Origin of the sequence: Streptococcus infantis, from assembly GCF_047464215.1 — a bacterium.
GTDB classification, from domain to species: Bacteria; Bacillota; Bacilli; order Lactobacillales; family Streptococcaceae; genus Streptococcus; species Streptococcus infantis_P.
Genome location: NZ_JASHCG010000017.1, coordinates 1 through 24,533, shown reverse-complemented (window position 1 = coordinate 24,533; position 24,533 = coordinate 1). Strand labels below are relative to the sequence as shown.

The following is a 24,533-nucleotide window of genomic DNA, read 5'->3' as shown; positions in this document are numbered from 1 at the left end:
TAGGGTTTTTAGAACCATCTAACGATAATTACTAGCTTAGATCACTAAGCTTGGAACTTTAATTAAAAAGGAGAATCATCTTGGCAGGACATGACGTTCAATACGGGAAACATCGTACCCGTCGTAGTTTTTCAAGAATCAAAGAAGTTCTTGACTTACCAAATTTGATTGAAATTCAAACTGATTCATTCAAAGATTTCCTAGACCATGGTCTGAAGGAAGTGTTTGAAGATGTATTGCCAATTTCAAACTTCACAGACACAATGGAGTTGGAATTTGTTGGCTACGAAATCAAAGAACCTAAATATACGCTTGAAGAAGCTCGTATCCATGATGCCAGCTACTCAGCACCTATCTTTGTAACCTTCCGCTTGATTAACAAAGAAACTGGCGAAATTAAAACCCAGGAAGTATTCTTTGGTGATTTCCCAATCATGACTGAGATGGGTACTTTCATCATCAACGGTGGTGAACGAATTATCGTATCACAGTTGGTGCGTTCTCCAGGTGTTTACTTTAATGACAAGGTAGACAAAAATGGTAAAGTGGGTTACGGTTCAACTGTTATCCCTAACCGTGGAGCTTGGTTGGAACTTGAAAGCGACTCAAAAGACATCGCCTACACTCGTATCGACCGTACTCGTAAAATTCCATTTACGACCTTGGTTCGTGCGCTTGGTTTCTCAGGCGATGATGAAATCTTTGATATCTTTGGTGACAGCGATCTTGTTCGTAACACTGTTGAAAAAGATATTCACAAGAACCCAATGGACTCTCGTACAGACGAAGCTTTGAAGGAAATCTACGAACGCCTTCGTCCAGGTGAGCCTAAGACTGCTGAAAGCTCACGTAGCTTACTTGTAGCTCGTTTCTTCGACCCACGTCGTTATGACTTGGCTGCAGTTGGTCGTTACAAGATCAATAAAAAACTCAATGTTAAAACACGTTTGCTCAACCAAACTATTGCTGAACCATTGGTAGACCCTGAAACTGGTGAAATCTTGGTAGAAGCTGGAACAATCATGACTCGTAGCGTGATTGAAAGCATTGAAAGCCATTTGGATGGTGATTTGAACAAGATTGTCTACATTCCAAATGATGCTGCTGTAGTAACAGAGCCAGTTGTTCTTCAAAAATTCAAGGTTGTTGCACCAACCGATCCAGACCGTGTTGTAACAATCATCGGTAATGCAAATCCAGATGACAAGGTTCGTATCGTAACGCCTGCAGATATTTTGGCTGAGATGAGCTACTTCCTCAACTTAGCAGAAGGTATTGGTCGTGTGGATGATATCGACCACCTTGGAAATCGTCGTATTCGTGCTGTTGGTGAATTGCTTGCCAACCAAGTGCGTCTTGGACTTTCACGTATGGAACGTAACGTTCGTGAACGTATGTCTGTTCAAGATAACGAAGTACTAACACCACAACAAATTATTAATATCCGTCCAGTAACTGCAGCGATCAAAGAATTCTTTGGTTCTTCTCAATTGTCACAGTTCATGGACCAACACAACCCGCTTTCTGAGTTGTCACACAAACGTCGTTTGTCTGCCTTAGGACCTGGTGGTTTGACACGTGACCGTGCTGGATATGAAGTGCGTGACGTGCACTACACTCACTATGGTCGTATGTGTCCAATCGAGACACCTGAGGGACCAAACATCGGTTTGATCAACAACTTGTCTTCATACGGACATCTTAACAAGTATGGTTTCATTCAAACACCATATCGTAAGGTTGATCGTGAAACTGGAAAAGTAACTAACGAAATCGTTTGGTTGACAGCCGATGAAGAAGATGAGTACACAGTAGCACAGGCTAACTCTAAATTGAACGCAGATGGCACTTTTGCTGAAAAAGTTGTCATGGGACGTCACCAAGGGGTTAACCAAGAATACCCAGCTTCAAGTGTTGATTACATGGACGTTTCTCCAAAACAGGTAGTTGCCGTTGCGACAGCATGTATTCCTTTCCTGGAAAACGACGACTCCAACCGTGCCCTCATGGGTGCCAACATGCAACGTCAGGCTGTACCATTGATTGATCCAAAAGCACCTTACGTTGGTACTGGTATGGAATATCAAGCAGCCCATGACTCTGGAGCGGCTGTTATTGCTCAGTATGATGGTAAAGTTACTTATGCCGATGCTGACAAAGTAGAAGTTCGTCGTGAAGATGGCTCATTGGATGTTTACCATATCCAAAAATTCCGTCGTTCAAACTCAGGTACTGCCTACAACCAACGTACGCTTGTTAAAGTTGGTGATCTTGTAGAAAAAGGCGACTTTATTGCAGATGGACCTTCTATGGAAAATGGAGAAATGGCGCTTGGACAAAACCCAATCGTTGCCTACATGACATGGGAAGGTTATAACTTCGAGGATGCCGTTATCATGAGCGAACGCTTGGTGAAAGACGATGTCTACACATCTGTCCACCTTGAAGAATACGAATCAGAAACTCGCGATACAAAGCTTGGGCCTGAAGAAATTACTCGTGAAATTCCAAACGTTGGTGAAGATGCTCTTAAAGACCTTGACGAAATGGGTATTATCCGTATCGGTGCTGAGGTTAAAGAAGGAGATATCCTTGTAGGTAAAGTAACACCTAAGGGTGAAAAAGATCTTTCTGCTGAAGAACGTCTCTTGCACGCTATCTTCGGAGATAAATCTCGTGAAGTTCGTGACACTTCCCTTCGCGTACCACACGGTGCCGATGGTGTTGTTCGTGATGTTAAAATCTTTACACGTGCAAATGGAGATGAGTTGCAATCAGGTGTTAACATGCTGGTTCGTGTTTACATCGCTCAAAAACGTAAGATCAAGGTCGGAGATAAGATGGCCGGACGTCACGGAAACAAAGGGGTTGTATCTCGTATCGTTCCTGTAGAAGACATGCCTTACCTTCCAGACGGAACTCCAGTCGACATCATGTTGAACCCACTTGGGGTGCCATCACGTATGAATATCGGTCAGGTTATGGAGCTCCACCTTGGTATGGCAGCTCGTACCCTTGGTATTCACATCGCAACACCAGTCTTTGACGGAGCAAGTTCTGAAGATCTTTGGTCAACTGTTAAGGAAGCAGGTATGGATAGCGATGCTAAGACTATCCTTTACGATGGACGTACTGGTGAACCATTTGATAACCGTGTGTCAGTTGGTGTCATGTACATGATCAAACTCCACCACATGGTTGATGATAAATTGCACGCTCGTTCTGTCGGACCTTACTCGACCGTTACCCAACAACCACTCGGAGGTAAAGCTCAGTTTGGTGGACAACGTTTCGGTGAGATGGAGGTTTGGGCGCTTGAAGCCTATGGTGCATCAAATGTCCTTCAAGAAATCTTGACTTACAAGTCTGACGATATCAACGGACGTTTGAAAGCATATGAAGCTATTACAAAAGGAAAACCAATTCCAAAACCAGGTGTTCCAGAATCCTTCCGAGTTCTTGTCAAAGAATTGCAATCTCTTGGTCTTGACATGCGTGTCCTTGACGAAGATGATCAAGAAGTGGAACTTCGTGATCTTGATGAGGGAATGGACGAAGATGTCATCCACGTAGATGACCTTGAAAAAGCACGTAAAAAAGCTGCTGAAGAAGCAAAAGCTGCTTTTGAAGCTGAAGAAGGTGCAAAAGCGGAAGCAACAGAAGAAGCTACTGAACAAGAATAAGTAGCTCACTTAGAATAGAAAGGGAAGAAATAGTGGTTGACGTAAATCGTTTTAAAAGTATGCAAATCACCCTAGCTTCTCCAAGCAAAGTCCGTTCATGGTCTTATGGAGAAGTCAAAAAACCTGAAACAATCAATTACCGTACGTTGAAACCAGAACGTGAAGGACTCTTTGACGAAGTGATCTTTGGTCCTACAAAAGACTGGGAATGTGCTTGTGGTAAGTACAAACGCATTCGTTACAGAGGGATTGTTTGTGACCGTTGTGGGGTTGAAGTAACGCGTACAAAAGTTCGTCGTGAACGTATGGGACACATCGAGTTGAAAGCTCCTGTATCTCATATCTGGTATTTCAAGGGAATTCCAAGCCGTATGGGCTTGACCCTTGATATGAGCCCTCGCGCCCTCGAGGAAGTAATCTACTTTGCTGCTTATGTGGTGATCGATCCCAAGGATACACCACTCGAGCACAAGTCTATCATGACAGAGCGTGAATATCGTGAGCGCTTGCGTGAATATGGCTACGGTTCATTCGTTGCTAAAATGGGTGCCGAAGCTATCCAAGACCTCTTGAAACAAGTAGATCTTGAAAAAGAAATTGCTGAACTTAAAGAAGAATTGAAAACAGCAACTGGACAAAAACGTATCAAAGCTATCCGTCGTTTGGATGTTTTGGATGCCTTTTACAAGTCTGGAAACAAACCTGAATGGATGATTCTTAACATCCTTCCGGTTATTCCACCAGATCTTCGTCCAATGTTGCAGTTGGATGGTGGCCGTTTTGCCTCATCTGACTTGAATGACCTATACCGTCGTGTTATCAACCGTAACAACCGTTTGGCTCGTTTGCTTGAGTTGAACGCACCAGGTATCATCGTTCAAAATGAGAAGCGTATGCTTCAAGAAGCGGTTGACGCTTTGATTGACAATGGTCGTCGTGGTCGTCCAATCACAGGACCAGGTAGCCGTCCACTTAAATCATTGAGCCACATGCTCAAAGGTAAACAAGGACGCTTCCGTCAAAACTTGCTCGGTAAACGTGTTGACTTCTCAGGACGTTCCGTTATCGCCGTTGGTCCAACTCTTAAGATGTACCAATGTGGTGTGCCACGTGAAATGGCTATCGAGCTCTTTAAACCATTCGTTATGCGTGAAATCGTAGCTCGTGATATCGTGCAAAACGTTAAAGCCGCTAAACGCTTGGTGGAACGTGGAGATGAACGTATCTGGGATATCCTCGAAGAAGTGATTAAAGAACACCCAGTGCTTTTGAACCGCGCACCGACTCTTCACCGTTTGGGTATCCAAGCCTTTGAACCTGTCTTGATTGACGGTAAAGCCCTTCGCTTGCACCCACTTGTCTGTGAGGCCTACAATGCCGACTTTGACGGGGACCAAATGGCCATCCACGTACCACTTTCAGAAGAAGCCCAAGCAGAAGCTCGTATCTTGATGCTTGCTGCTGAGCATATCTTGAACCCTAAAGATGGGAAACCAGTTGTTACTCCATCTCAGGACATGGTTTTGGGTAACTACTATCTAACTATGGAAGAAGCTGGTCGTGAAGGTGAAGGCATGGTCTTCAAAGATCGTGATGAAGCTGTTATGGCTTACCGCAATGGTTATGTTCACCTCCACTCACGTGTTGGTATCGCAACAGACAGCCTCAACAAGCCTTGGACAGAAGAGCAAAAACACAAGGTCTTGCTTACAACAGTTGGTAAAATCCTCTTCAACGACATCATGCCAGAGGGTCTACCATACTTGCAAGAACCAAACAATGCCAACTTGACAGAAGGCGTTCCAGCTAAATACTTCTTGCCACTTGGTGGAGATATCAAGGAAGCTATCAGCAAACTTGAACTCAACCCACCATTCAAGAAGAAAAACCTTGGAAATATCATCGCTGAAATCTTCAAACGTTTCCGTACGACAGAAACTTCTGCTCTACTTGACCGCATGAAGAACCTCGGTTACCACCACTCAACACTTGCAGGATTGACAGTGGGTATCGCCGATATCCCAGTTGTTGAAGACAAGGCTGAAATCATCGAAGAATCACACAAACGTGTTGAACAAATCACTAAACAATTCCGTCGTGGTATGATCACAGACGACGAACGTTACAATGCTGTTACAGCTGAATGGCGTGCTGCCCGTGAAAAACTGGAGAAACGATTGATTGCCAACCAAGATCCTAAGAACCCAATCGTTATGATGATGGACTCTGGAGCCCGTGGTAACATCTCAAACTTCTCACAGCTTGCCGGTATGCGTGGTCTGATGGCTGCTCCGAACGGACGTATCATGGAATTGCCAATCCTTTCAAACTTCCGTGAAGGTTTGTCAGTACTCGAAATGTTCTTCTCAACTCACGGTGCTCGTAAAGGTATGACCGATACGGCCCTTAAGACAGCCGACTCAGGTTACTTGACTCGTCGTTTGGTTGACGTTGCCCAAGACGTGATTATCCGTGAGGATGACTGTGGAACAGACCGTGGTCTCTTGATCCGTTCTATCACTGAAGGTAAAGAGATGATTGAGTCTCTTGAAGAACGTCTCAATGGTCGTTACACTAAGAAAACTGTTAAACACCCAGAAACTGGTGCAGTTATCATTGGTCCAAATGAATTGATCACAGAAGACAAGGCGCGTGAAATTGTCAATGCTGGTGTTGAAGAAGTAACCATCCGTTCCGTATTTACATGTAACACTCGTCATGGTGTCTGCCGTCACTGTTACGGTATCAACTTGGCAACTGGTGATGCGGTTGAAGTTGGTGAAGCAGTTGGTACAATCGCTGCCCAATCTATCGGGGAACCTGGTACACAGCTTACAATGCGTACCTTCCACACGGGTGGGGTTGCCTCAAATACCGATATCACTCAGGGTCTTCCTCGTGTCCAAGAAATCTTTGAAGCCCGCAATCCTAAAGGGGAAGCAGTTATCACAGAAGTCAAAGGACAAGTTACTGCTATCGAAGAAGATGCTTCAACTCGCACTAAGAAAGTCTTCGTTAAAGGTGAAATTGGAGAAGGCGAATACGTGGTACCATTTACAGCCCGTATGCGTGTCGAAGTTGGAGACCAAGTTTCTCGTGGTGCGGCATTGACAGAAGGTTCTATCCAACCAAAACGTCTCCTTGCTGTACGTGATGTCTTGTCAGTTGAAACCTACCTTCTCGGTGAAGTACAAAAAGTTTACCGTAGCCAAGGGGTAGAAATCGGAGACAAACACATTGAGGTAATGGTTCGTCAAATGATCCGTAAAGTTCGTGTTATGGATCCAGGAGACACAGATCTTCTCATGGGAACGCTTATGGACATCAACGACTTTACAGATGCTAACAAGGATGTTCTCATCGCAGGTGGAGTGCCAGCGACTGGTCGTCCAGTCCTTATGGGAATCACCAAAGCCTCACTTGAAACAAATAGTTTCTTGTCAGCAGCTTCCTTCCAGGAAACAACTCGAGTCCTTACAGACGCAGCTATCCGTGGTAAGAAAGACCATCTCCTTGGTCTTAAGGAAAATGTTATCATCGGTAAGATCATCCCAGCTGGTACTGGTATGGCTCGCTACCGTAACCTTGAACCACAAGCAGTCAACGAAGAGTCTTACCTAGCATCTTCACAAGAAGAAGCTCCAGTTGATACGACTGTAGAAGAAGTCGTTGAAACTGTTGAAGTAAGTGAATAAGTAGATGTTACTTAAGATCTGAGATGAAAAGATTAATCATTCACTATAGATTCTTAAGAAGGATCCACTAGATAAAAAAGCGAACAAGGCAGAATTCTGATTGTCAGAAAACTGGATTTGTTCGCTTTTTGTATTTAAGGTTAGACTTGTGTTTTATAGTAGATCGAATACAAAACAGCACACTGTGAATTCTAAAAAATGCTAGAAATTGACTTAACTGCTCTAGTAAATTTGTTCAGATTTTATTTCATTTCACTATAATTTGCTCTAGATTCAAAACTATGCTACAATCATCTAAAACAAGCAAAAAAGAAATAACATGAAAACAGAATATCAAAAAATGATCGCAGGAGAACCCTATCACCCATTCGACCCAGACCTCCGTTCTCTAGCACAAACAGCGCGACAAAAGCAAGCAGCTTTTAATGGAGAAGTCGATCCAGTAAAAGGTATGGAAATCATCAAAGGATGGTTTGGTTCTACTGGTGAAAATCTCTACATCAACACTCGCTTGATGGTAGATTACGGGATCAATATTCATCTGGGAGAAAATTTTTATTCCAATTGGAATTTAACGATGCTAGATGTTTGTCCTATAACCATCGGTGACAATGCTATGATTGGTCCCAACTGTCAATTTTTAACACCCCTTCACCCACTGGACCCCGACGAACGAAACTCAGGACTAGAATTTGGCAAACCCATCACGATTGGTAAGAACTTTTGGGCAGGTGGTGGTGTCATTGTCCTTCCAGGTGTTACTTTAGGGGATAATGTCGTTGCAGGAGCAGGAGCGGTCATTACAAAATCCTTTGGTGACAATGTAGTTCTAGCAGGAAATCCAGCACGAGTTATTAAAGAGATTCCAGTTAAAGGAAACTAAAGGTTGTAGATCAAAAAAATGAAGTCTTTTTCACAAGAGCTCTTTGGAATCGAAAAGCCTAACCAGTCTCAGTGTCAAAAACTTATTGCTAGCAAAAAACGAGGTCGGAATTTTTATCCCAGCCTCGTTTTTCGTCTTTAGAGATTTTTTCTCTTTTTAGCTTTTTTAGTCAATGCCACATCGCATTGATCAATATTTTGTGTAAGATAGCTAGTCACTTGGAAATCATCGACCTCTGTTTTTAGCTCGACTTCATAGACAATGCTAAGGTTGTCCCCTGCATTTGTGCTATTGATCGTAATCATGTCAATTTCTGAGCAGAATTGGTCAAGAGCAGATTGAATAGCATCTTGAATCTTCTCTTGATTAGCTACCGTGATTGTCAAAAGTCTACGGCGTTGATTGTCAGTTTTAATCTGTTGATTTTCCAAAAGGAACCAAACACCCAAGATAAAGAGGGTGAAGAGAATAGCCAGGAAGAGATAGCCTGTTCCACAAGCCAAACCGATAATCATGGCAAGGAAAATCGCAATCAGTTCTCTTGAACCACTCGTTGCAGAACGGAAACGAATCAAACTAAAGGTTCCGGCTACGGCAATTGACGTACCCAAGCTCCCATTGACCAGAAAAATAACCAAGGTCATAAGGCAGGGAAGCAGAGTCAAGCTGATAGCAAATTCTCTGGTGTAGAGGGTCCGATATTTGTAGGTCCAAGTAAGTGCCAAACCGAGGACTAGACTTACTAGAAGTGCCAGCAGTAGTTGGAAGGGATCTGCACTTGCAGTGGCGTTGTTGAAAATGGAGTTAAATAGATTAAGCATAAGCGGTACCTGCGCTTTCTATACTGGGACGTGGTGCATAAGGAAGCCCTTGAGATTTGTGGTAAGCACAACTGTATTTTGAAAATTTGTGCTCCATCAAACCATACTTGTCTAGAATGTCTTGTAACCACTGAGGTTTGTTTCCAGGAGCTTTAATCTCCATAATCACAGTATTGTCATCTAATAGAGGAGCCCCTTGATTTCCTGCGAAGAGACTGACATTTTCATCTCTATAGATTAGATTTTGGTCAATGGTGATACGAATTTTATTATAGTCATAGCCCTCGATGTATTTTTTTCTTTTAATGAATAACGATCGTAGTAGATGTACATACGAGGCTTGATAGCCTGCTTGTAATCTTGGTGAAGCTTTTTCACTTTTTCAATGACAACTGTATCAGTAATACTAGCATCCAAGTGCCTTTTGGTCATAAAGTTAAGGATAGAAATAGGAGTTGAGAGTAGTCTGAATTTGCGACCAATCCCTTCTTGGTCCTTAGTTTTGATTTCTAAAAAAACTTGACTATCTATTTTAGCTTGGCTGAGATAGGTCCGCATCCGTACCTTTTCTTTTCGTTTGTCGCCAAGATGCTCATCTTGGAGAATATCAAAGTCTTCTGTATCAAAGTAGATATTTGATATTGTTGAAATTGGATAGTCGTCTTCTACCGAATATTCCTTTAAATCTTGGATGAGTTTATCTAAAATTTCTTTGGAGACAACATATTTGGTTTCAATCCGTTTAAAAGTTGTTTCGATTGGTTTCATAAGTCCTTCTCCTCTAATCTTAGGTTATACTATTTTTAAACAAGGACGAGCTTGTTTGTCTAGGATTTTAAAGAGTTTATCTAAAACTTTTGTTAAATTTAACTTAATTGAAACTAAACTTAAGAAAACTTTCAGAAAAAGTTTAGGCTTATTTTAGGAAAGTCACGTAGACTAAGAGCATGTAAAATGAAAGTCGAGGAAACGAGCATGAAAGCAAAAAAATGGACATTCTTATTAACGAGTATAGCAACTCTAGCACTAGTAACAGCTTGTACCCAGTCAACTTCAAATACAACAGCTAGCAATACTGCGACAACGAAAACGACATCAACTACAGAAGCTAAGAAAACTAGCTATTTTACAGACAAGGACTATGATACTTCTTATGATGAAAAGACAGCAGCAACTGTAACCTTGTCAGAATCAACAGCGAAGGTATCAGGTGATGGAGTTGCCGTATCAGGATCTACCGTTACAATCTCCAAGGCAGGAACCTATGTCATATCTGGTCAATCCGACGGAGTTCAAATCAAGATTGAAGCCGAAAAGACTGATGATGTACATATTGTTCTAAAGGGTGTGACCATGACCAATACCAATGCTGCTATATCTGCAACATCAGCCGGTCATGTTTACCTAACTCTAGCAGATGGCACAACTAATAGCCTATCAGATTCAGCAACTAATAGTGACGAAAAAGCGGATGCAGCGCTCTTCTCTAAAGTGGACTTGACCATCAACGGTAAAGGAACTCTCAATGTAGATGGTAAGAAAAACAATGGTATCAAGGCAAATGATACACTTCACATCACAGGTGGAAGCTACAACATCACAGCAGTCGGGGATGCCTTTAATGTTAATGATGAACTCAACATTACCGGCACAACTATGACTATCGATGCCAAGGAAGACGGAGTTAAGGTCGACAATGATGAGGACACATCTGTAGGAACCATGTATCTCTCTGACAATACCATCACTGTTACTGCTGGAGATGATGGTATCCACGCATCAGGTGATTTGGTTATTGATAGTGGTACCTATACCGTTAAGAATTCTACAGAAGGGCTTGAAGGTAAGTCAATTACTATCAACGGTGGAGATATCGCCATCTATTCAACGGATGATGGTGTCAATGCAGCCAACAAAAATGCTCAACAAAGTGAAATTTTCTTCACTATGAATGGTGGGAACTTGACGGTTGAAGTTGGTCAAGGGGACACGGATCCAATTGACTCAAATGGTAATATTACAGTTAATGGAGGAACCATCAAAATGACTGGTCAAACTGGTTTTGACTTTGATGGAACAGCGACCTACACAGGCGGAGATATCTATCTCAATGGTGAAAAACAAACTGAGATTGTCAGTTCTATGCCTGGAGGCGGAGGGGCACCTGGAGGTGGACCTCAAGGAAATGGAGGCCCTGGTGGACGACCATAAAAAAATCTCCTTTCTCGAAAGAGAAGGGAGATTTTTTTTCAATTTTCTACTTTCTACTTGACAAGTGAGCGTTCACTCACTATAATAGTCTCATGATTAAAAAGTGAGTAAACACTCACCTGAGAGGATTCAAATGAAAAAATTGTTACATTTAAAAGATTTAGAAAAATCTTTTGGTCGTCAAATGGTCTTAGATCACGTTGGTTTTGATTTACAGCCTGGAGAAATCATTGGTCTAATCGGTCCATCAGGTGCTGGTAAATCAACTATGATTAAAACCATGCTAGGAATGGAAAAGGCGGATAGCGGTATCGCTTTAGTCTTGGACCATACTATGCCAAATCGTCATATTTTAGGTGATATTGGCTATATGGCTCAGTCTGATGCTCTTTATGAGGCCTTGTCAGGTCAAGAAAATCTAGAATTTTTTGGTCAGCTAAAAGGGCTATCCAAAAGAGATCTGACAGCTGAAATTGCCCATGTGGCTCAAGTTGTGGATCTGACAGAGCATTTGAATAAAACGGTATCCGGTTATTCTGGAGGAATGAAGCGACGCTTGTCTTTAGCCGTCGCGCTTCTGGGGAATCCTCAGCTCTTGATTTTGGACGAACCGACAGTTGGAATCGACCCTTCTCTTCGAAAGAAAATCTGGAAAGAATTATTCGCGCTTAGAGACAATGGGGTAGGGATATTAGTTACTACCCATGTTATGGATGAAGCAGAGTTAACGGATAAGGTCGGCTTATTATTAGGTGGAAAAATCATTGCTTTTGATACACCGCAACACTTAAAAGATAGTTATCAAGTTTCAAGTATTGAAGAAGTCTTTTTGAAAGCAGAAGGAGAGTAAGATGAGAACCATTGCTATTGCTAAAAAAGTTATCAAAGAATTGCTTCGTGACAAACGAACCTTGGCTATGATGTTTGTAGCGCCGGTATTTATTATGTGGCTGATGAACCTCATGTTTTCAGCTAGTACAACCGTGAATGTCAAGTTAGCGACACAAGATCTACCAACTGGTTTGGTAACAAAAATGGATGAGCTCGATCATGTGGACGTCGAGACTTATCAAGACTTAGATCAGGCTAAAAAAGCTCTAGCTGACGAGAAAGTAGATGCAGTCATATCGTATAAAGATGGTGAGTATCAGGTCGACTACGCAAATACGGATGCTTCTAAAACAACTATGACACGACAAGTGTTACGAACAAGTATCGTCAATGAAGGCACCGATCAGTTATTATCTCGTGTCAAACAAGCTCTTCCACAATTGAAATTAGATGAAAAGGCGCCTGAAATCAAAGAATCTTACCAATATGGAGATAAAAATACTGGATTCTTTGCACGTATGATTCCAATTTTAATTGGCTTTGTGGTCTTCTTCTTTGTCTTTTTGATTTCTGGTATGGCACTGTTGAAAGAGCGAACAAGTGGAACCTTGGATCGCTTGTTAGCAACCCCAGTGAAACGTTCTGAAATCGTCTATGGCTATATGTTGTCTTACGGTATTATTGCGATTTTTCAAACGGCAGTTGTCGTTTTAGCAGCAATTTGGCTACTAGATGTAGAAGTTGTAGGAAATATTTTAAATGTTATAATAGTTAATGTGGTACTGGCTCTTGTAGCACTAGCTTTTGGAATTCTCTTGTCTACTCTAGCAAAATCAGAATTCCAAATGATGCAATTTATTCCTCTCGTGATTATGCCCCAACTTTTTTTCTCAGGAATTATTCCATTGTCATCCATGGGAGAATGGGCTCCAACTGTGGGGAAATTTTTGCCATTAACCTATTCTGGTGATGCAATAAGCCAGATTATTCTTTACGGACACAATCTTGGTGATATTTTGTCAAATCTTGGTGTTTTAATGATTTTCTTGATCATTTTAACAATTCTCAATATTGTTGGATTGCGTCGTTATCGTAAAGTTTAGAAATCAACATAAATAATGCTAAAAAGGTGTGAAGATTGGATGGATAAGACTGTTTTTGAATCGTTTGAAGATTACTTAGAAGAAGCGAATTACCCTCAAGGAAAGAAAAAAATCATGCAGGCAGCAGTGGATCTCATATCAACCAGGAGTTACCATGGGACCTCAACTCTTCACATAGCTGAGCGTGCTGGACTAAGCCAGGCAACTTTGTTTAAGTATTTTAAGACGAAGGATGATTTACTGACGGCTATTTTACATCCTGTAGTCCCAGGCATTCTCGGTAGTTTTTTTGAGGAACTCTTAGCTTTTGAAACGACAGAAGAGAGGGTTCGTTATCTCGTCCATAATCGTATGAGCTATCTCAAAAAAAATCGTGCCTTGATGAAAATCATTCTACAAGAGAGTTTTTCAAATAAAAAACTAAAAAATGAACAGATTTTTATCTGGAATGCTATTCAAGATAAACTTCGAGTGCTTCATAAGGAATTGCTAGCAGATCCACGTGTAAATCCAGAGATAACGATTCCTCAAATGGTTCGCATCTGTATAGGTCCATTGTTAGCTTACTTCTCTCAACTATATGTCGTTGGCGTCAATGGCGAAATGAGAGAAGAGGACTTAGGCTTATTGGAAAAACAAATCTTAGGTGGTTTGTGGAAATAGGAGGAGTATAGGAATTAGTTCTTTTTGCTTTAGGTTGAGCAACACATCATAAGAAGTATTTTCTAATATTAAAAAACATAATAATTTAAAGAAAAAACTCTTATCCCTAGCATATTAACAGCTTGGAATAAGAGTTTCTTATGTTATTAGGACGAGAAAGAATTATTCTCCGTCTTTTTTAAAGATGTTTTTTACGCCAGATACTGCACCTTCGACAGCTTCTTTTGCATCTTCAGCAACTTCTTTAGCTTTTGAAGCTACCTTTTCTGCAGCTCCTTCTGTTTGAGTTTTTGTATCGCCAGTTAGTTTACCAAAACCTTCTTTAACAGAACCTTTAGCTTGGTTGAATTTTTCTTCGATTGACATGGGGGATACCTCCGTTAATTTTTGTATTATCTAAACTAATACTCAATGAAAATCAAAGAGCAAACTAGGAAGCTAGCCGAAGGCTGTACTCTAGTACGGCAAGGCGAAGCTGACGTGGTTTGAATTTGATTTTTGAAGAGTATAAATCAGATATTAATTTAAGTATACACCCTTTATTATTAAAAAGCAAAAAACTGATACGAAAAGCATCAGTTTATTTTTTTAATAGGTTACAACATTCAATTGCCCTTTATCATATTCAGCGATAAAGATATTTGAGACTTCTTCGAAACCTTCTTCTTTCAATTGTTCTGTTAGCCACTCCTCGGATTTGCCAATGGTTTCTAGGATTTCAACTTGGACAACACCGTCTGTAATGACTGGGTACTTAGGATTCTCGTCACCCATTCTTACAACAATCAGCTGCCCGTTTTGCTCAATCACAGCTCTCTTGACATCCTTTAATTGAAAGATTCCTTGAGCGCGCAATTTAAGAGCAACATCAGCAGCAGCTAGACCTTTTGAACGACAGGCTTCTGGATCTAATTTTCCATTTTTAATGATAATCGTAGGTTTTCCGTCAATCAGATGTTTAATGAAGGAAACATTAGTATTCAGCCATTTGAGGAGCAAAATGAGAATAGTCCAAATAATGAGGATAACAATGTATTGGATGATGGTGATTGAACTATTGTAGATGATCCCGCCGATAATACCCCCGAGAACAAAGTTCTGTATTTGGTCTACTGCAGAACTTGGTGCTAGATTTCCTTTACCTGTTACATTGATAACAAAAACAAGAGACAGAAGCCCCAAGGCCAATTTAATCGCAATTGTAGCAAAAAAGCTTATCATTTTTCAACCTCCACGAGTTCAACGTCTGATTTATACAGTTCCATTTTTTCTAATAAATAGCTATCTTGGTCAGTCCCGCTAATCGCACGATAAAAATTGTCGCCAACCTTAATAATCGCTCCATCAGTTATAGCCGAAGTATTGACATAAACATCTTTTTTATCAATACCTAACTCTTTTGATACAATCTCGATGAAGTGTAAGGAACTACGAAATTGATTATCGTTGGATTGACTGCTTTGAAGATTCGTAATGCTTATCAAAACGAATGCGATTAAGGTCAAAATAGAAATAATCGATAATTCACGGAACTTACTTCCTCTCTTATCTTGAAAAGCCTTAAATGCAAAAAATCCAGTCACGATAAGCAGTAAAGCTGATACAATAATCATGACCCAATTCTGTTGACTAATCTGACTGAGCACATAGTCATAGGAATAGAATTTCATAAGAACCTCCACTTTTTTTAAAAATTCAATCTATTATAAACTATTTCCTAAGCTATAGCAATTTTATTATGACGAAAAAAGCATTTAATTGTTGTTTCCTATTTAAATTCAATTTTTCTGAATTGTGACTCGACCTTGACTTTCTTTCTGTTTTTGATACAATAGTAAAAATTTAGAGGAGGTGCCCTATGATTCAAAAACATGCCATTCCTATTTTAGAGTTTGATGATAATCCTCAGGCAGTCATCATGCCAAATCACGAAGGATTAGATTTACAGTTGCCAAAGAAGTGCATCTATGCATTTTTGGAGGAGGAGATTGACCGCTTTGCTCAGGAAGTAGGGGCGGAGTGCGTTGGGGAGTTTGTGTCTGCCACTAAGACCTACCCCGTTTATGTCATGAGTTACAAGGGTGAGAAAGTTTGTCTGGCCCAGGCTCCTGTTGGTTCTGCCCCTGCGGCCCAGTTTATGGATTGGTTGATTGGTTACGGTGTGGAGAAAATCATCTCTACTGGTACTTGTGGCGTGTTAACGAATATAGAAGAAAATGCCTTTCTGGTTCCAGTACGAGCCCTGCGTGATGAAGGAACTAGTTACCATTATGCACCACCTTCTCGTTATATGGATGTGCATGTTCAAGCGATTTCTGCTATCGAGCAAGTCTTGGAACAACTAGGCATTCCTTATGAAGAGGTTATGACTTGGTCGACAGACGGTTTTTACCGAGAAACAGCTGAAAAAGTTGCCTATCGTAAGGAAGAAGGCTGTGCAGTTGTGGAGATGGAGTGCTCCGCTCTTGCGGCAGTAGCCCAGCTACGTGGGGTTGTCTGGGGAGAGTTGCTCTTTACCGCAGATTCTTTAGCCGATTTAGAAAATTATGATAGCCGCGATTGGGGTTCGGAAGCTTTTGACAAGGCCTTGGAACTCTGTCTTGAAATCGTTAGTCATATGTGACAGCTTTAACTGATTTTGTGGTACAATGTAGCTATGTTATTCAAATCATTTTCGGAAAAAATAAACACGACCTTGGGGCGTTTATCACCTGCTCGTCGAATTTTTTTAAGTTTTGCTTTAGTTATTTTCGCAGGCTCTCTCCTTTTGAGTCTGCCATTTGTGCAAGCTCCAACATCTCATGCCGGTTATTTTGATCATTTGTTTACAGCTGTATCCATGGTTTGTGTGACAGGACTATTTACCTTACCTGTCGCTTCTACCTACAATGTTTGGGGGCAGTTGATTTGTATGGTCTTGATTCAGATTGGTGGTTTGGGGCTCATGACCTTTATAGGGGTCTTCTATATTCAAAGCAAGCAAAAGCTAAGTCTTCGAGGTCGTGAAACGATTCTGGAGAGTTTTAGTTTTGAAGAAACTCAGTCTTTGAAGGATTTCCTACGTTCCATCTTTTTGACGACTTTTTTAGTAGAAGGTTTAGGAGCCTTTCTGTTAAGTTTTCGTTTTGTCCCCGAGTTTGGTTGGGGACGGGGAATTTTTACTTCTATTTTCGTAGCTATTTCAGCTTTCTGTAATGCTGGATTTGATAATTTTGGAAGTACAAGTTTAGTAGCTTTTCAAACTGATCCTTTGATTAATTTAGTGATTGCAGGATTGATTATTACAGGTGGCCTAGGTTTCATGGTCTGGTTTGATCTAGCTACCCAGTTAGGAAAGAAGAAAAAGCGTCGTCTTCGTTTCCATACTAAGCTGGTCCTCTTCTTAACAGCGGGGATTTTATTTGCTGGAACAGTTTCAACCCTCTTGATAGAGTGGAACAATTCGGGAACGATTGGCAATCTCAGCTTCCCAGATAAATTGCTGGTTAGTTTCTTCCAAACTGTCAGCATGCGGACGGCAGGATTTGCTTCTATTGATTTTACTCAGACTAGGCCTGTTACCTTGATGATCTATATTTTGCAGATGTTTCTGGGTGGGGCACCTGGCGGTACAGCAGGGGGACTAAAAATCACAACCTTCTTTGTTCTATTAGTATTTGCGCGCAGTGAACTTTTAGGGTTACCTCATGCAAATATAGCTCGGAGAACGATTGAACCTCGAACAGTCCAAAAATCATTCAGTGTGTTTATTGTTTTCTTATTGACTTTTCTGGTTGGCTTGATTTTACTAGGAATAACAGCAGAAGGAAATCAGCGCTTTATCTACATTATGTTTGAAACTATTTCAGCGCTTGCCACGGTTGGAGTAACAGCTAATTTGACACCAGAGTTAGGTAAGCTAGCGCTTAGTGTCATCATGCTACTGATGTTTATTGGGCGAATCGGACCTCTGACGCTATTAGTTAGTTTGGCTGAGTATCGACCAGATAAGAAAGATATGATCCACTATATGAAAGCGGATATTACCATAGGATAAGAAAGGATAAACTATGTCAGATCGGACAATCGGAATTTTAGGCTTGGGTATTTTTGGGAGTAGTGTTCTGGCTGCTCTCGCCAAGCATGATATAAATATTATCGCTATTGATAACCATGAGGAACGAATCAATCAATTTGAACCAGTCTTGGTGCGTGGTGTTGTTGGAGATATCACCGATGAAGAGCTCTTGCTATCAGCTGGAATTGATACCTGCGATACCGTAGTCGTCGCAACTGGTGAAAATCTAGAGTCTAGTGTTCTTGCAGTCATGCATTGCAAGAGTCTGGGTGTACCGACTGTTATTGCTAAGGTTAAAAGCCATACAGCAAAAAAAGTCCTTGAAAAAATCGGTGCAGATTCAGTCATTTCACCAGAGTTTGAGATGGGGCGTTCGTTGGCACAGACGATTCTCTTTAATAACAGTGTGGATGTCTTTCAGTTGGACAAGAATGTCTCGATTGTCGAGATGAAAATTCCACAGTCCTGGGCAGGGCAGAGTCTTAGTCAACTAGACCTTCGAGGACGGTACAATCTCAATATCCTCGGTTTTCGTGATTACGAAAATGCTCCCTTAGATGTACAGTTTGGACCAAATGATTTATTAAAATCGGATACCTATATCATGGCGGTGATTAATAACCAATATTTGGATACCCTAGCAAGCCTTAGTGAGTAGAAGAGGAATGACTATTCTTTTTTTCAACGACTATTGAGTCAATATAAGTATTTTATAAGAGGGATTTAAGAAAAATTTTAACTTTTTCTTAATCCCTTTTAATTTTAGGAGATTATACTAGAGTCATCAAATAAAGAAAAAACTCTAAGGAGAATCCTATGAAATTCAATCCAAATCAAAGATATACTCGTTGGTCTATTCGTCGTCTCAGTGTCGGTGTCGCCTCAGTTGTTGTGGCCAGTGGCTTCTTTGTTCTCGTCAGTCAACCAAGTTCTGTACGTGCCGATGTGGTCAATCCGACCCCTGCTCAAGTCGTGCCAGATGCAGATTCGGTGAGTGCAAAGAGCGACTTACCAGTAGAGCTACTAAAAGAAGCAGTGGATACTACTCTTCCTTTAGAACAGGCAGACTCAGCACCTAAAGCAAGCTTGGATACTATAAGCTCACCAGAAAAAGCGGATGTAGCCACTAAAGATCAAGTAGTAGCACTAAAAGAAGAAGTGCAAGCAAAACCAGAATCTAAGAAAGAAACAGAAGATGTGGTTAAACCTATGGAAGGTCCTGCGCCTGCAGTTACTGGACAAGACCGTGAAGCAAGTGAAGATCAACCAGCAACCACTCCAGCCGAAGTGCAAAAAGGTGTAGCCGACAACACTAAAGACACGGTAGACGTCCCAGCTACATACTTGGATAAAGCCAATTTCCCTGGTCCATTCACAGCCGGTGTTAATCAAGTCATTCCATATGAATTTTTCGCAGGTGACGGTATGTTGACTCGCCTTATCTTGAAAGCTTCTGATAAAGCTCCATGGTCAGACAACGGTTCAGCTAAAAATCCTGCTCTCCCACCAGTAGAAAAATTGGGCAAAGCCCTCTACTTCTATGAAGTGGATTTGGCTGGCACTCAAGGTAAATCAGATGAAGAGCTTCTTGACCTCTTGAAACAAAACGGCACTCAAAGTTATAAAGCTACCATCAAGGTTTACGGTGCGAAAGATGGCAAAGCAGATTTGAGCAACCTCGTAGCGACTAAGGATTTGGATGTCAACTTGAACGGCTTGACCACTCCAGCTGAAGTACAAAAAGGTGTGGCTGAAAACACCAAAGACACAGTTGATGTCCCAGCTACTTACTTGGACAAGGCAAACTTCCCTGGCCCATTCACAGCCGGAGTCAACCAAGTCATTCCATACGAATTCTTCGCTGGTGACGGTATGTTGACTCGCCTCATCTTAAAAGCATCCGATAAGGCCCCATGGTCAGACAACGGTTCAGCCAAAAATCCTGCTCTCCCACCAGTAGAGAAATTGGGCAAAGGTCTCTACTTCTATGAAGTGGATTTGGCCAGCACCCAAGGTAAATCTGATAAAGAGCTTCTAGACCTCTTGAAACAAAACGGTACACAAAGCTATAAAGCTACTATCAAGGTGTACGGTGCTAAAGACGGCAAGGCCGATTTGAGCAATCTTGTAGCGACTAAGGATTTGGATGTCAACTTGAATGGCTTGACTACTCCAGCTGAAGTACAAAAAGGAGTGGCCAACAACACCAAAGACACCGTAGATGTCCCAGCCACTTATTTGGACAAAGTCAATTTCCCAGGTCCATTCACAGCCGGAGTCAACCAAGTCATTCCATACGAATTCTTCGCTGGCGACGGCATGTTGACTCGCCTTATCTTGAAAGCCTCAGACAAGGCTCCATGGTCAGACAACGGTTCAGCTAAAAATCCAGCTCTCCCACCAGTAGAGAAATTGGGAAAGGCCTCTACTTCTATGAAGTGGATTTAGCAGGTACTCAAGGCAAATCAGATAAAGAGCTGCTTGACTTGTTAAAACAAAACGGCACTCAAAGCTATAAAGCTACTATTAAAGTGTATGGTGCGAAAGATGGCAAAGCAGATTTGAGCAACCTCGTAGCGACTAAGGATTTGACAGTGAACTTGAACGGCTTGACCACTCCTGCTGAAGTGCAAAAAGGTGTGGCTGATAATACCAAAGACACAGTTGATGTTCCAGCTACTTACTTGGACAAGGCTAACTTCCCTGGCCCATTCATAGCCGGAGTCAACCAAGTCATTCCATACGAATTCTTCGCAGGTGACGGTATGTTGACTCGCCTCATATTAAAAGCATCCGATAAGGCCCCATGGTCCGATAACGGCTCAGCCAAAAATCCTGCTCTCCCACCAGTAGAGAAATTGGGCAAAGGTCTCTACTTCTATGAAGTGGATTTGGCAGGTACTCAAGGTAAATCAGATAAAGACCTTCTTGACCTCTTGAAACAAAACGGCACTCAAAGTTATAAAGCTACAATTAAGGTGTACGGTGCGAAAGATGGCAAAGCAGATTTGACTAACCTCGTAGCGACTAAGGATTTGACAGTGAACTTGAATGGACATCAGTCTCTTATTCCGATGCAGTCAGGTTTCGTTCCATCTTCTAATGGTTCAGCTATGCCGACTCCAATGATGAATAGTCATCAAGGTGCTTCTAATATGAAAGCTCAAATGCCAGCTGCTAGCCAGGATAAGATGATGCCTAACAAAGAGCGAGACAAAACCATGAATGTTAGTCAGCTAATGGCAACTCCAAGTATGAAGCAAGACCAAGCTCCAGCAGCCTCAAGCAAAATGTCTGATGAAGGCAAGATGGCATCTAATAATAAGGTATCAAGTCCAATGATGGCTGATCAAATGAAAGAACCAAAAGGCATGCTTCCATATACTGGTGAAGCACAAACCTCAATGGCTACTATTGGATTCTTTGGCCTCGCCTTGGCCGGACTGCTAGGTGGTCTCGGTTTGAAAGCTAAAAAAGAGGATAATGACTAGTCTAGCTACAGACTTTCTATCTAGGATTTGAAAAATCCAGATATGGTTTAGAATGTTCGTAAAGCGATTAAAATAGTGTTATACTATTGTGGTATAGCACTGTTTTTTTCAAAGGAGAGACAGATGGGAAAGACAATTTTACTCGTTGACGACGAGGTAGAAATCACAGATATTCATCAACGCTATCTGGTTCAAGCAGGGTATCAGGTTTTGGTGGCTCATGATGGAGTAGAGGCCTTAGAAATCTTCAAGCGAAAACCAATTGATTTGATTATTACAGATATCATGATGCCTCGGATGGATGGTTATGATTTGATTAGTGAGGTCCAGTATCAATCTCCAGATCAGCCTTTTCTCTTTATCACGGCTAAGACCAGTGAGCAGGACAAGATTTATGGCCTGAGTTTAGGGGCAGATGACTTTATTGCCAAGCCCTTTAGCCCACGTGAGCTGGTTTTGCGTGTCCACAATATCTTGCGTCGCCTTCATCGTGGAGGTGAGACAGAGGTCGTCAGTCTCGGGGATTTACGGATGAATCACGGTAGCCATGAGGTTCAAGTTGGAGATGTGGCGCTTGATTTGACAGTCAAATCCTTCGAACTTCTATGGCTTTTAGCTAGTAATCCAGAGCGGGTTTTCTCTAAGACAGATCTCTATGAAAAGGTCTGGCAAGAAGACTATGTGGATGATACCAATACCTTGAATGTTCATATTCATGCTCTTCGACAGGAGTTGGCTAAACATACCAGTGCAGAAACGCCCACCATCAAAACCGTCTGGGGCTTGGGCTACAAAATTGAGAAAGCACGAGGTAGTCAATGAAATTAAAAAGTTATATTCTAGTGGGTTATATCATTTCAACACTCTTAACGATTATCGTAGTTTTTTGGGCAGTCCAGCGAATGTTAATTGACGAAAGAGAGATTTATTTCCTAGTGGGAATGACTCTCATGGCAAGTTTTGTTGGTGCTGGGATTAGTCTCTATCTCCTATCACCAGTCTTTACTTCATTGGAGAAACTCAAGGAACATGCCAAGCGAGTAGCGGACAAGGATTTTCCTTCAAATCTGGAGGTTCAAGGGCCTGTGGAATTTCAGCAGTTAGGGCAAGCTTTCAATGAAATGTCTCATGATTTACAGGCGACCTTTGATTCCTTGGAAGAAAGCGAACGAGAAAAGGGTTTGATGATTGCCCAGTTGTCGCATGATATCAAGACCCCCATCACTTCGATCCAAGCGACGGTAGAAGGGATTTTGGACGGGGTTATCAAGGAAGGAGAACAAGCCCATTATCTAGCAACCATTGGACGCCAGACAGAACGGCTTAATAAACTGGTTGAGGAGTTGAATTTTTTGACCCTAAATACAGCTAGAAATCAGGAGAAGACGACTGGAAAAGACAGCATTTTTCTGGATCAACTTTTGATTGAGTGCATGAGTGAATTTCAGTTCTTGATTGAGCAGGAGGAGCGAGATGTCCACTTACAGGTAATTCCTGAGTCTGCTCGAGTTGACGGAGATTATGCCAAACTTTCTCGTATCTTGGTGAATCTGGTCAATAACGCTTTTAAATACTCTGCTCCAGGAACCAAGCTGGAGGTGGTAGCTAAGCTTGAGGATAACAAGCTGTCAATCAGTGTGACGGATGAGGGACAGGGGATTGCCCCAGAGGACTTGGAGAATATTTTCAAACGCCTTTATCGTGTCGAAACTTCGCGCAATATGAAAACAGGTGGTCATGGCTTAGGTCTTGCTATTGCGCGTGAATTAGCCCATCAATTAGGTGGAGAGATCACAGTTACCAGCCAGTACGGCCTAGGAAGCACCTTTACCCTCCTTCTCAACCTTTCTGGTAGTGAAAATAAAGCTTAACCCCCCTTTACAAATCCAGCCATTCATGGTAAAATAGAGTTTGTGTGAAATATCAGCAGGAAAGCATGAAGCTCGTCAACAGGTGTCTTATAATAAGTAACCTTGGCTGTTTAGGCGAAGGGCATCTGCACGAATCAGGGCTTTCTAAGTGACTATTTCCACCGAAATATTATTTATATCAGGAGGACATTCACATGTCACGTTATACAGGACCATCTTGGAAACAAGCTCGTCGCCTTGGCCTTTCACTTACAGGTACAGGTAAAGAATTGGCACGTCGTAACTACGTACCAGGACAACACGGACCAAACAACCGTTCTAAATTGTCAGAATACGGTTTGCAATTGGCTGAAAAACAAAAACTTCGTTTCACTTACGGTGTAGGTGAAAAACAATTCCGTAACTTGTTCGTACAAGCTACAAAAATCAAAGGTGGAATCCTAGGTTTCAACTTCATGCTTCTTTTGGAACGTCGTTTGGATAACGTTGTTTACCGTCTTGGTCTTGCGACTACTCGTCGTCAAGCTCGTCAATTCGTAAACCACGGCCACATCCTTGTTGACGGAAAACGCGTTGATATCCCATCATACCGTGTAACTCCAGGTCAAGTGATCTCAGTTCGTGAAAAATCATTGAAAGTTCCAGCTATCCTTGAAGCAGTAGAAGCAACTCTTGGACGTCCAGCATTCGTATCATTCGATGCTGAAAAATTGGAAGGTTCATTGACTCGCTTGCCAGAACGCGATGAAATCAACCCAGAAATCAACGAAGCACTTGTCGTTGAATTCTACAACAAAATGCTTTAATTTTAAGATTTGTTTTACAAAAAGCCTACAACAGTGGGCTTTTTGCTTTTTCTGAAAATTAGACTATGAAAACTAGCAAGCTTTATGTGAATTACAAACTCATAATCAATAACATTACAGACTTGAAAAAACACAAGACAGAAACCAAAGCCCTTCTTTCCCCCTTTCTCTGCTATACTACAAGCAGAGAAAGGGGGAAAGCAAATGCTTGAAAAGTATTATGAGAAGGTAAAAGGTATTGTCCATAGATGCCGAAAAGATTATTATCTTCATCTATGGGAAAAAGAAGACTGGGACCAAGAAGGCATGATTTGTCTCCATGAACTTCTAGAACACCATCCAGAACTAGTGGAAGAAGAAAAGAAACTCTACGTCTACTTCAAAACAAAATTTCGCAATCAAATCCTTGATAGCGTCA

Annotated in this window: 17 protein-coding genes and 3 pseudogenes; 15 read left to right on the top strand and 5 right to left on the bottom strand. The window is 41.6% G+C overall.

Going from position 1 to position 24,533, the window contains the following annotated elements; all coding sequences use genetic code 11:
- The first annotated feature begins 80 nt into the window (after nucleotides 1–80).
- The 3 genes from QM469_RS09075 (at nucleotide 81) to QM469_RS09065 (ending at nucleotide 8,261) form a co-directional block, all read left to right on the top strand.
- On the top strand, nucleotides 81–3,683 hold the full coding sequence (locus tag QM469_RS09075; protein WP_301559182.1) for a DNA-directed RNA polymerase subunit beta: 3,603 nt from the start codon (nucleotides 81–83) through the stop codon (nucleotides 3,681–3,683).
- Nucleotides 3,684–3,715: 32 nt separating this feature from the next.
- Nucleotides 3,716–7,378, top strand: a complete 3,663-nt coding sequence (gene rpoC / locus QM469_RS09070) for a DNA-directed RNA polymerase subunit beta' (RefSeq protein WP_414276598.1) — start codon at nucleotides 3,716–3,718, stop codon at nucleotides 7,376–7,378.
- 319 nt (nucleotides 7,379–7,697) lie between these two features.
- Nucleotides 7,698–8,261, top strand: coding sequence for a sugar O-acetyltransferase (locus QM469_RS09065; RefSeq protein ID WP_414276597.1), 564 nt, complete (start codon nucleotides 7,698–7,700; stop codon nucleotides 8,259–8,261).
- Nucleotides 8,262–8,398: 137 nt separating this feature from the next.
- Here the strand turns inward: QM469_RS09065 and QM469_RS09060 are convergent, their stop codons facing one another.
- Nucleotides 8,399–9,082 carry a DUF4956 domain-containing protein gene (locus QM469_RS09060; protein ID WP_049530160.1) on the bottom strand — a complete coding sequence of 228 codons (684 nt, stop codon included), beginning with the start codon at nucleotides 9,080–9,082 and terminating at the stop codon, nucleotides 8,399–8,401.
- Nucleotides 9,075–9,850: pseudogene (locus tag QM469_RS09055) on the bottom strand (polyphosphate polymerase domain-containing protein). Before QM469_RS09055 ends, QM469_RS09060 begins: the two are co-directional and overlap by 8 nt.
- 207 nt (nucleotides 9,851–10,057) lie before the next feature.
- On the opposite strand from QM469_RS09055, the gene QM469_RS09050 reads away from it, so the two are divergent.
- The 4 genes from QM469_RS09050 to QM469_RS09035 all read left to right on the top strand — a co-directional run bounded on the left by QM469_RS09050 (nucleotide 10,058) and on the right by QM469_RS09035 (nucleotide 13,890).
- The gene (locus QM469_RS09050; protein WP_006154049.1) at nucleotides 10,058–11,293 is read left to right on the top strand and encodes a carbohydrate-binding domain-containing protein; all 1,236 of its coding nucleotides are present in this window, start codon (nucleotides 10,058–10,060) and stop codon (nucleotides 11,291–11,293) included.
- Nucleotides 11,294–11,426: 133 nt separating this feature from the next.
- Entirely contained in the window at nucleotides 11,427–12,143 is a 717-nt protein-coding gene (locus tag QM469_RS09045) for an ABC transporter ATP-binding protein (RefSeq protein WP_021144116.1), read from the top strand.
- Between the two features lies 1 nt (nucleotide 12,144).
- Nucleotides 12,145–13,227 (top strand): ABC transporter permease, encoded by a 1,083-nt coding sequence (locus tag QM469_RS09040; RefSeq protein ID WP_006154045.1) that lies wholly within the window; start codon nucleotides 12,145–12,147, stop codon nucleotides 13,225–13,227.
- Nucleotides 13,228–13,266: 39 nt separating this feature from the next.
- The gene (locus QM469_RS09035) at nucleotides 13,267–13,890 is read left to right on the top strand and encodes a TetR/AcrR family transcriptional regulator (RefSeq protein ID WP_049508119.1); all 624 of its coding nucleotides are present in this window, start codon (nucleotides 13,267–13,269) and stop codon (nucleotides 13,888–13,890) included.
- Nucleotides 13,891–14,052: 162 nt separating this feature from the next.
- Here the strand turns inward: QM469_RS09035 and QM469_RS09030 are convergent, their stop codons facing one another.
- The 3 genes from QM469_RS09030 to QM469_RS09020 form a co-directional block, all read right to left on the bottom strand.
- Complete coding sequence (locus QM469_RS09030; RefSeq protein ID WP_006153995.1) at nucleotides 14,053–14,256, bottom strand: CsbD family protein; 204 nt, start codon at nucleotides 14,254–14,256, stop codon at nucleotides 14,053–14,055.
- Nucleotides 14,257–14,478: 222 nt separating this feature from the next.
- A complete protein-coding gene (locus tag QM469_RS09025) occupies nucleotides 14,479–15,111 on the bottom strand; it encodes a DUF421 domain-containing protein (RefSeq protein WP_414276596.1) in 633 nt (210 codons plus the stop codon).
- Nucleotides 15,108–15,560, bottom strand: a complete 453-nt coding sequence (locus QM469_RS09020; RefSeq protein ID WP_075232385.1) for a DUF3290 family protein — start codon at nucleotides 15,558–15,560, stop codon at nucleotides 15,108–15,110. Before QM469_RS09020 ends, QM469_RS09025 begins: the two co-directional genes overlap by 4 nt.
- A 188-nt stretch (nucleotides 15,561–15,748) precedes the next feature.
- Between QM469_RS09020 and QM469_RS09015 the strand changes: the two genes are divergently transcribed.
- The 8 genes and pseudogenes from QM469_RS09015 to QM469_RS08980 all read left to right on the top strand — a co-directional run.
- On the top strand, nucleotides 15,749–16,513 hold the full coding sequence (locus tag QM469_RS09015) for a nucleoside phosphorylase (RefSeq protein WP_414276595.1): 765 nt from the start codon (nucleotides 15,749–15,751) through the stop codon (nucleotides 16,511–16,513).
- Nucleotides 16,514–16,546: 33 nt separating this feature from the next.
- On the top strand, nucleotides 16,547–17,926 hold the full coding sequence (locus QM469_RS09010) for a TrkH family potassium uptake protein (protein ID WP_414276594.1): 1,380 nt from the start codon (nucleotides 16,547–16,549) through the stop codon (nucleotides 17,924–17,926).
- 13 nt (nucleotides 17,927–17,939) lie between these two features.
- On the top strand, nucleotides 17,940–18,605 hold the full coding sequence (locus QM469_RS09005; protein WP_075232388.1) for a potassium channel family protein: 666 nt from the start codon (nucleotides 17,940–17,942) through the stop codon (nucleotides 18,603–18,605).
- Nucleotides 18,606–18,763: 158 nt separating this feature from the next.
- Nucleotides 18,764–21,438: pseudogene (locus QM469_RS09000) on the top strand (SSURE domain-containing protein).
- A gap of 123 nt (nucleotides 21,439–21,561) precedes the next feature.
- Entirely contained in the window at nucleotides 21,562–22,260 is a 699-nt protein-coding gene (locus tag QM469_RS08995; RefSeq protein ID WP_414276593.1) for a response regulator transcription factor, read from the top strand.
- On the top strand, nucleotides 22,257–23,309 hold the full coding sequence (locus tag QM469_RS08990; protein ID WP_414276592.1) for a sensor histidine kinase: 1,053 nt from the start codon (nucleotides 22,257–22,259) through the stop codon (nucleotides 23,307–23,309). The genes QM469_RS08995 and QM469_RS08990 overlap by 4 nt, the downstream gene beginning before the upstream one ends.
- A 194-nt stretch (nucleotides 23,310–23,503) precedes the next feature.
- The gene (rpsD, locus tag QM469_RS08985) at nucleotides 23,504–24,115 is read left to right on the top strand and encodes a 30S ribosomal protein S4 (protein WP_000092756.1); all 612 of its coding nucleotides are present in this window, start codon (nucleotides 23,504–23,506) and stop codon (nucleotides 24,113–24,115) included.
- Nucleotides 24,116–24,319: 204 nt separating this feature from the next.
- Nucleotides 24,320–24,533, top strand: a pseudogene (locus tag QM469_RS08980) (sigma-70 family RNA polymerase sigma factor); the annotation flags it as partial.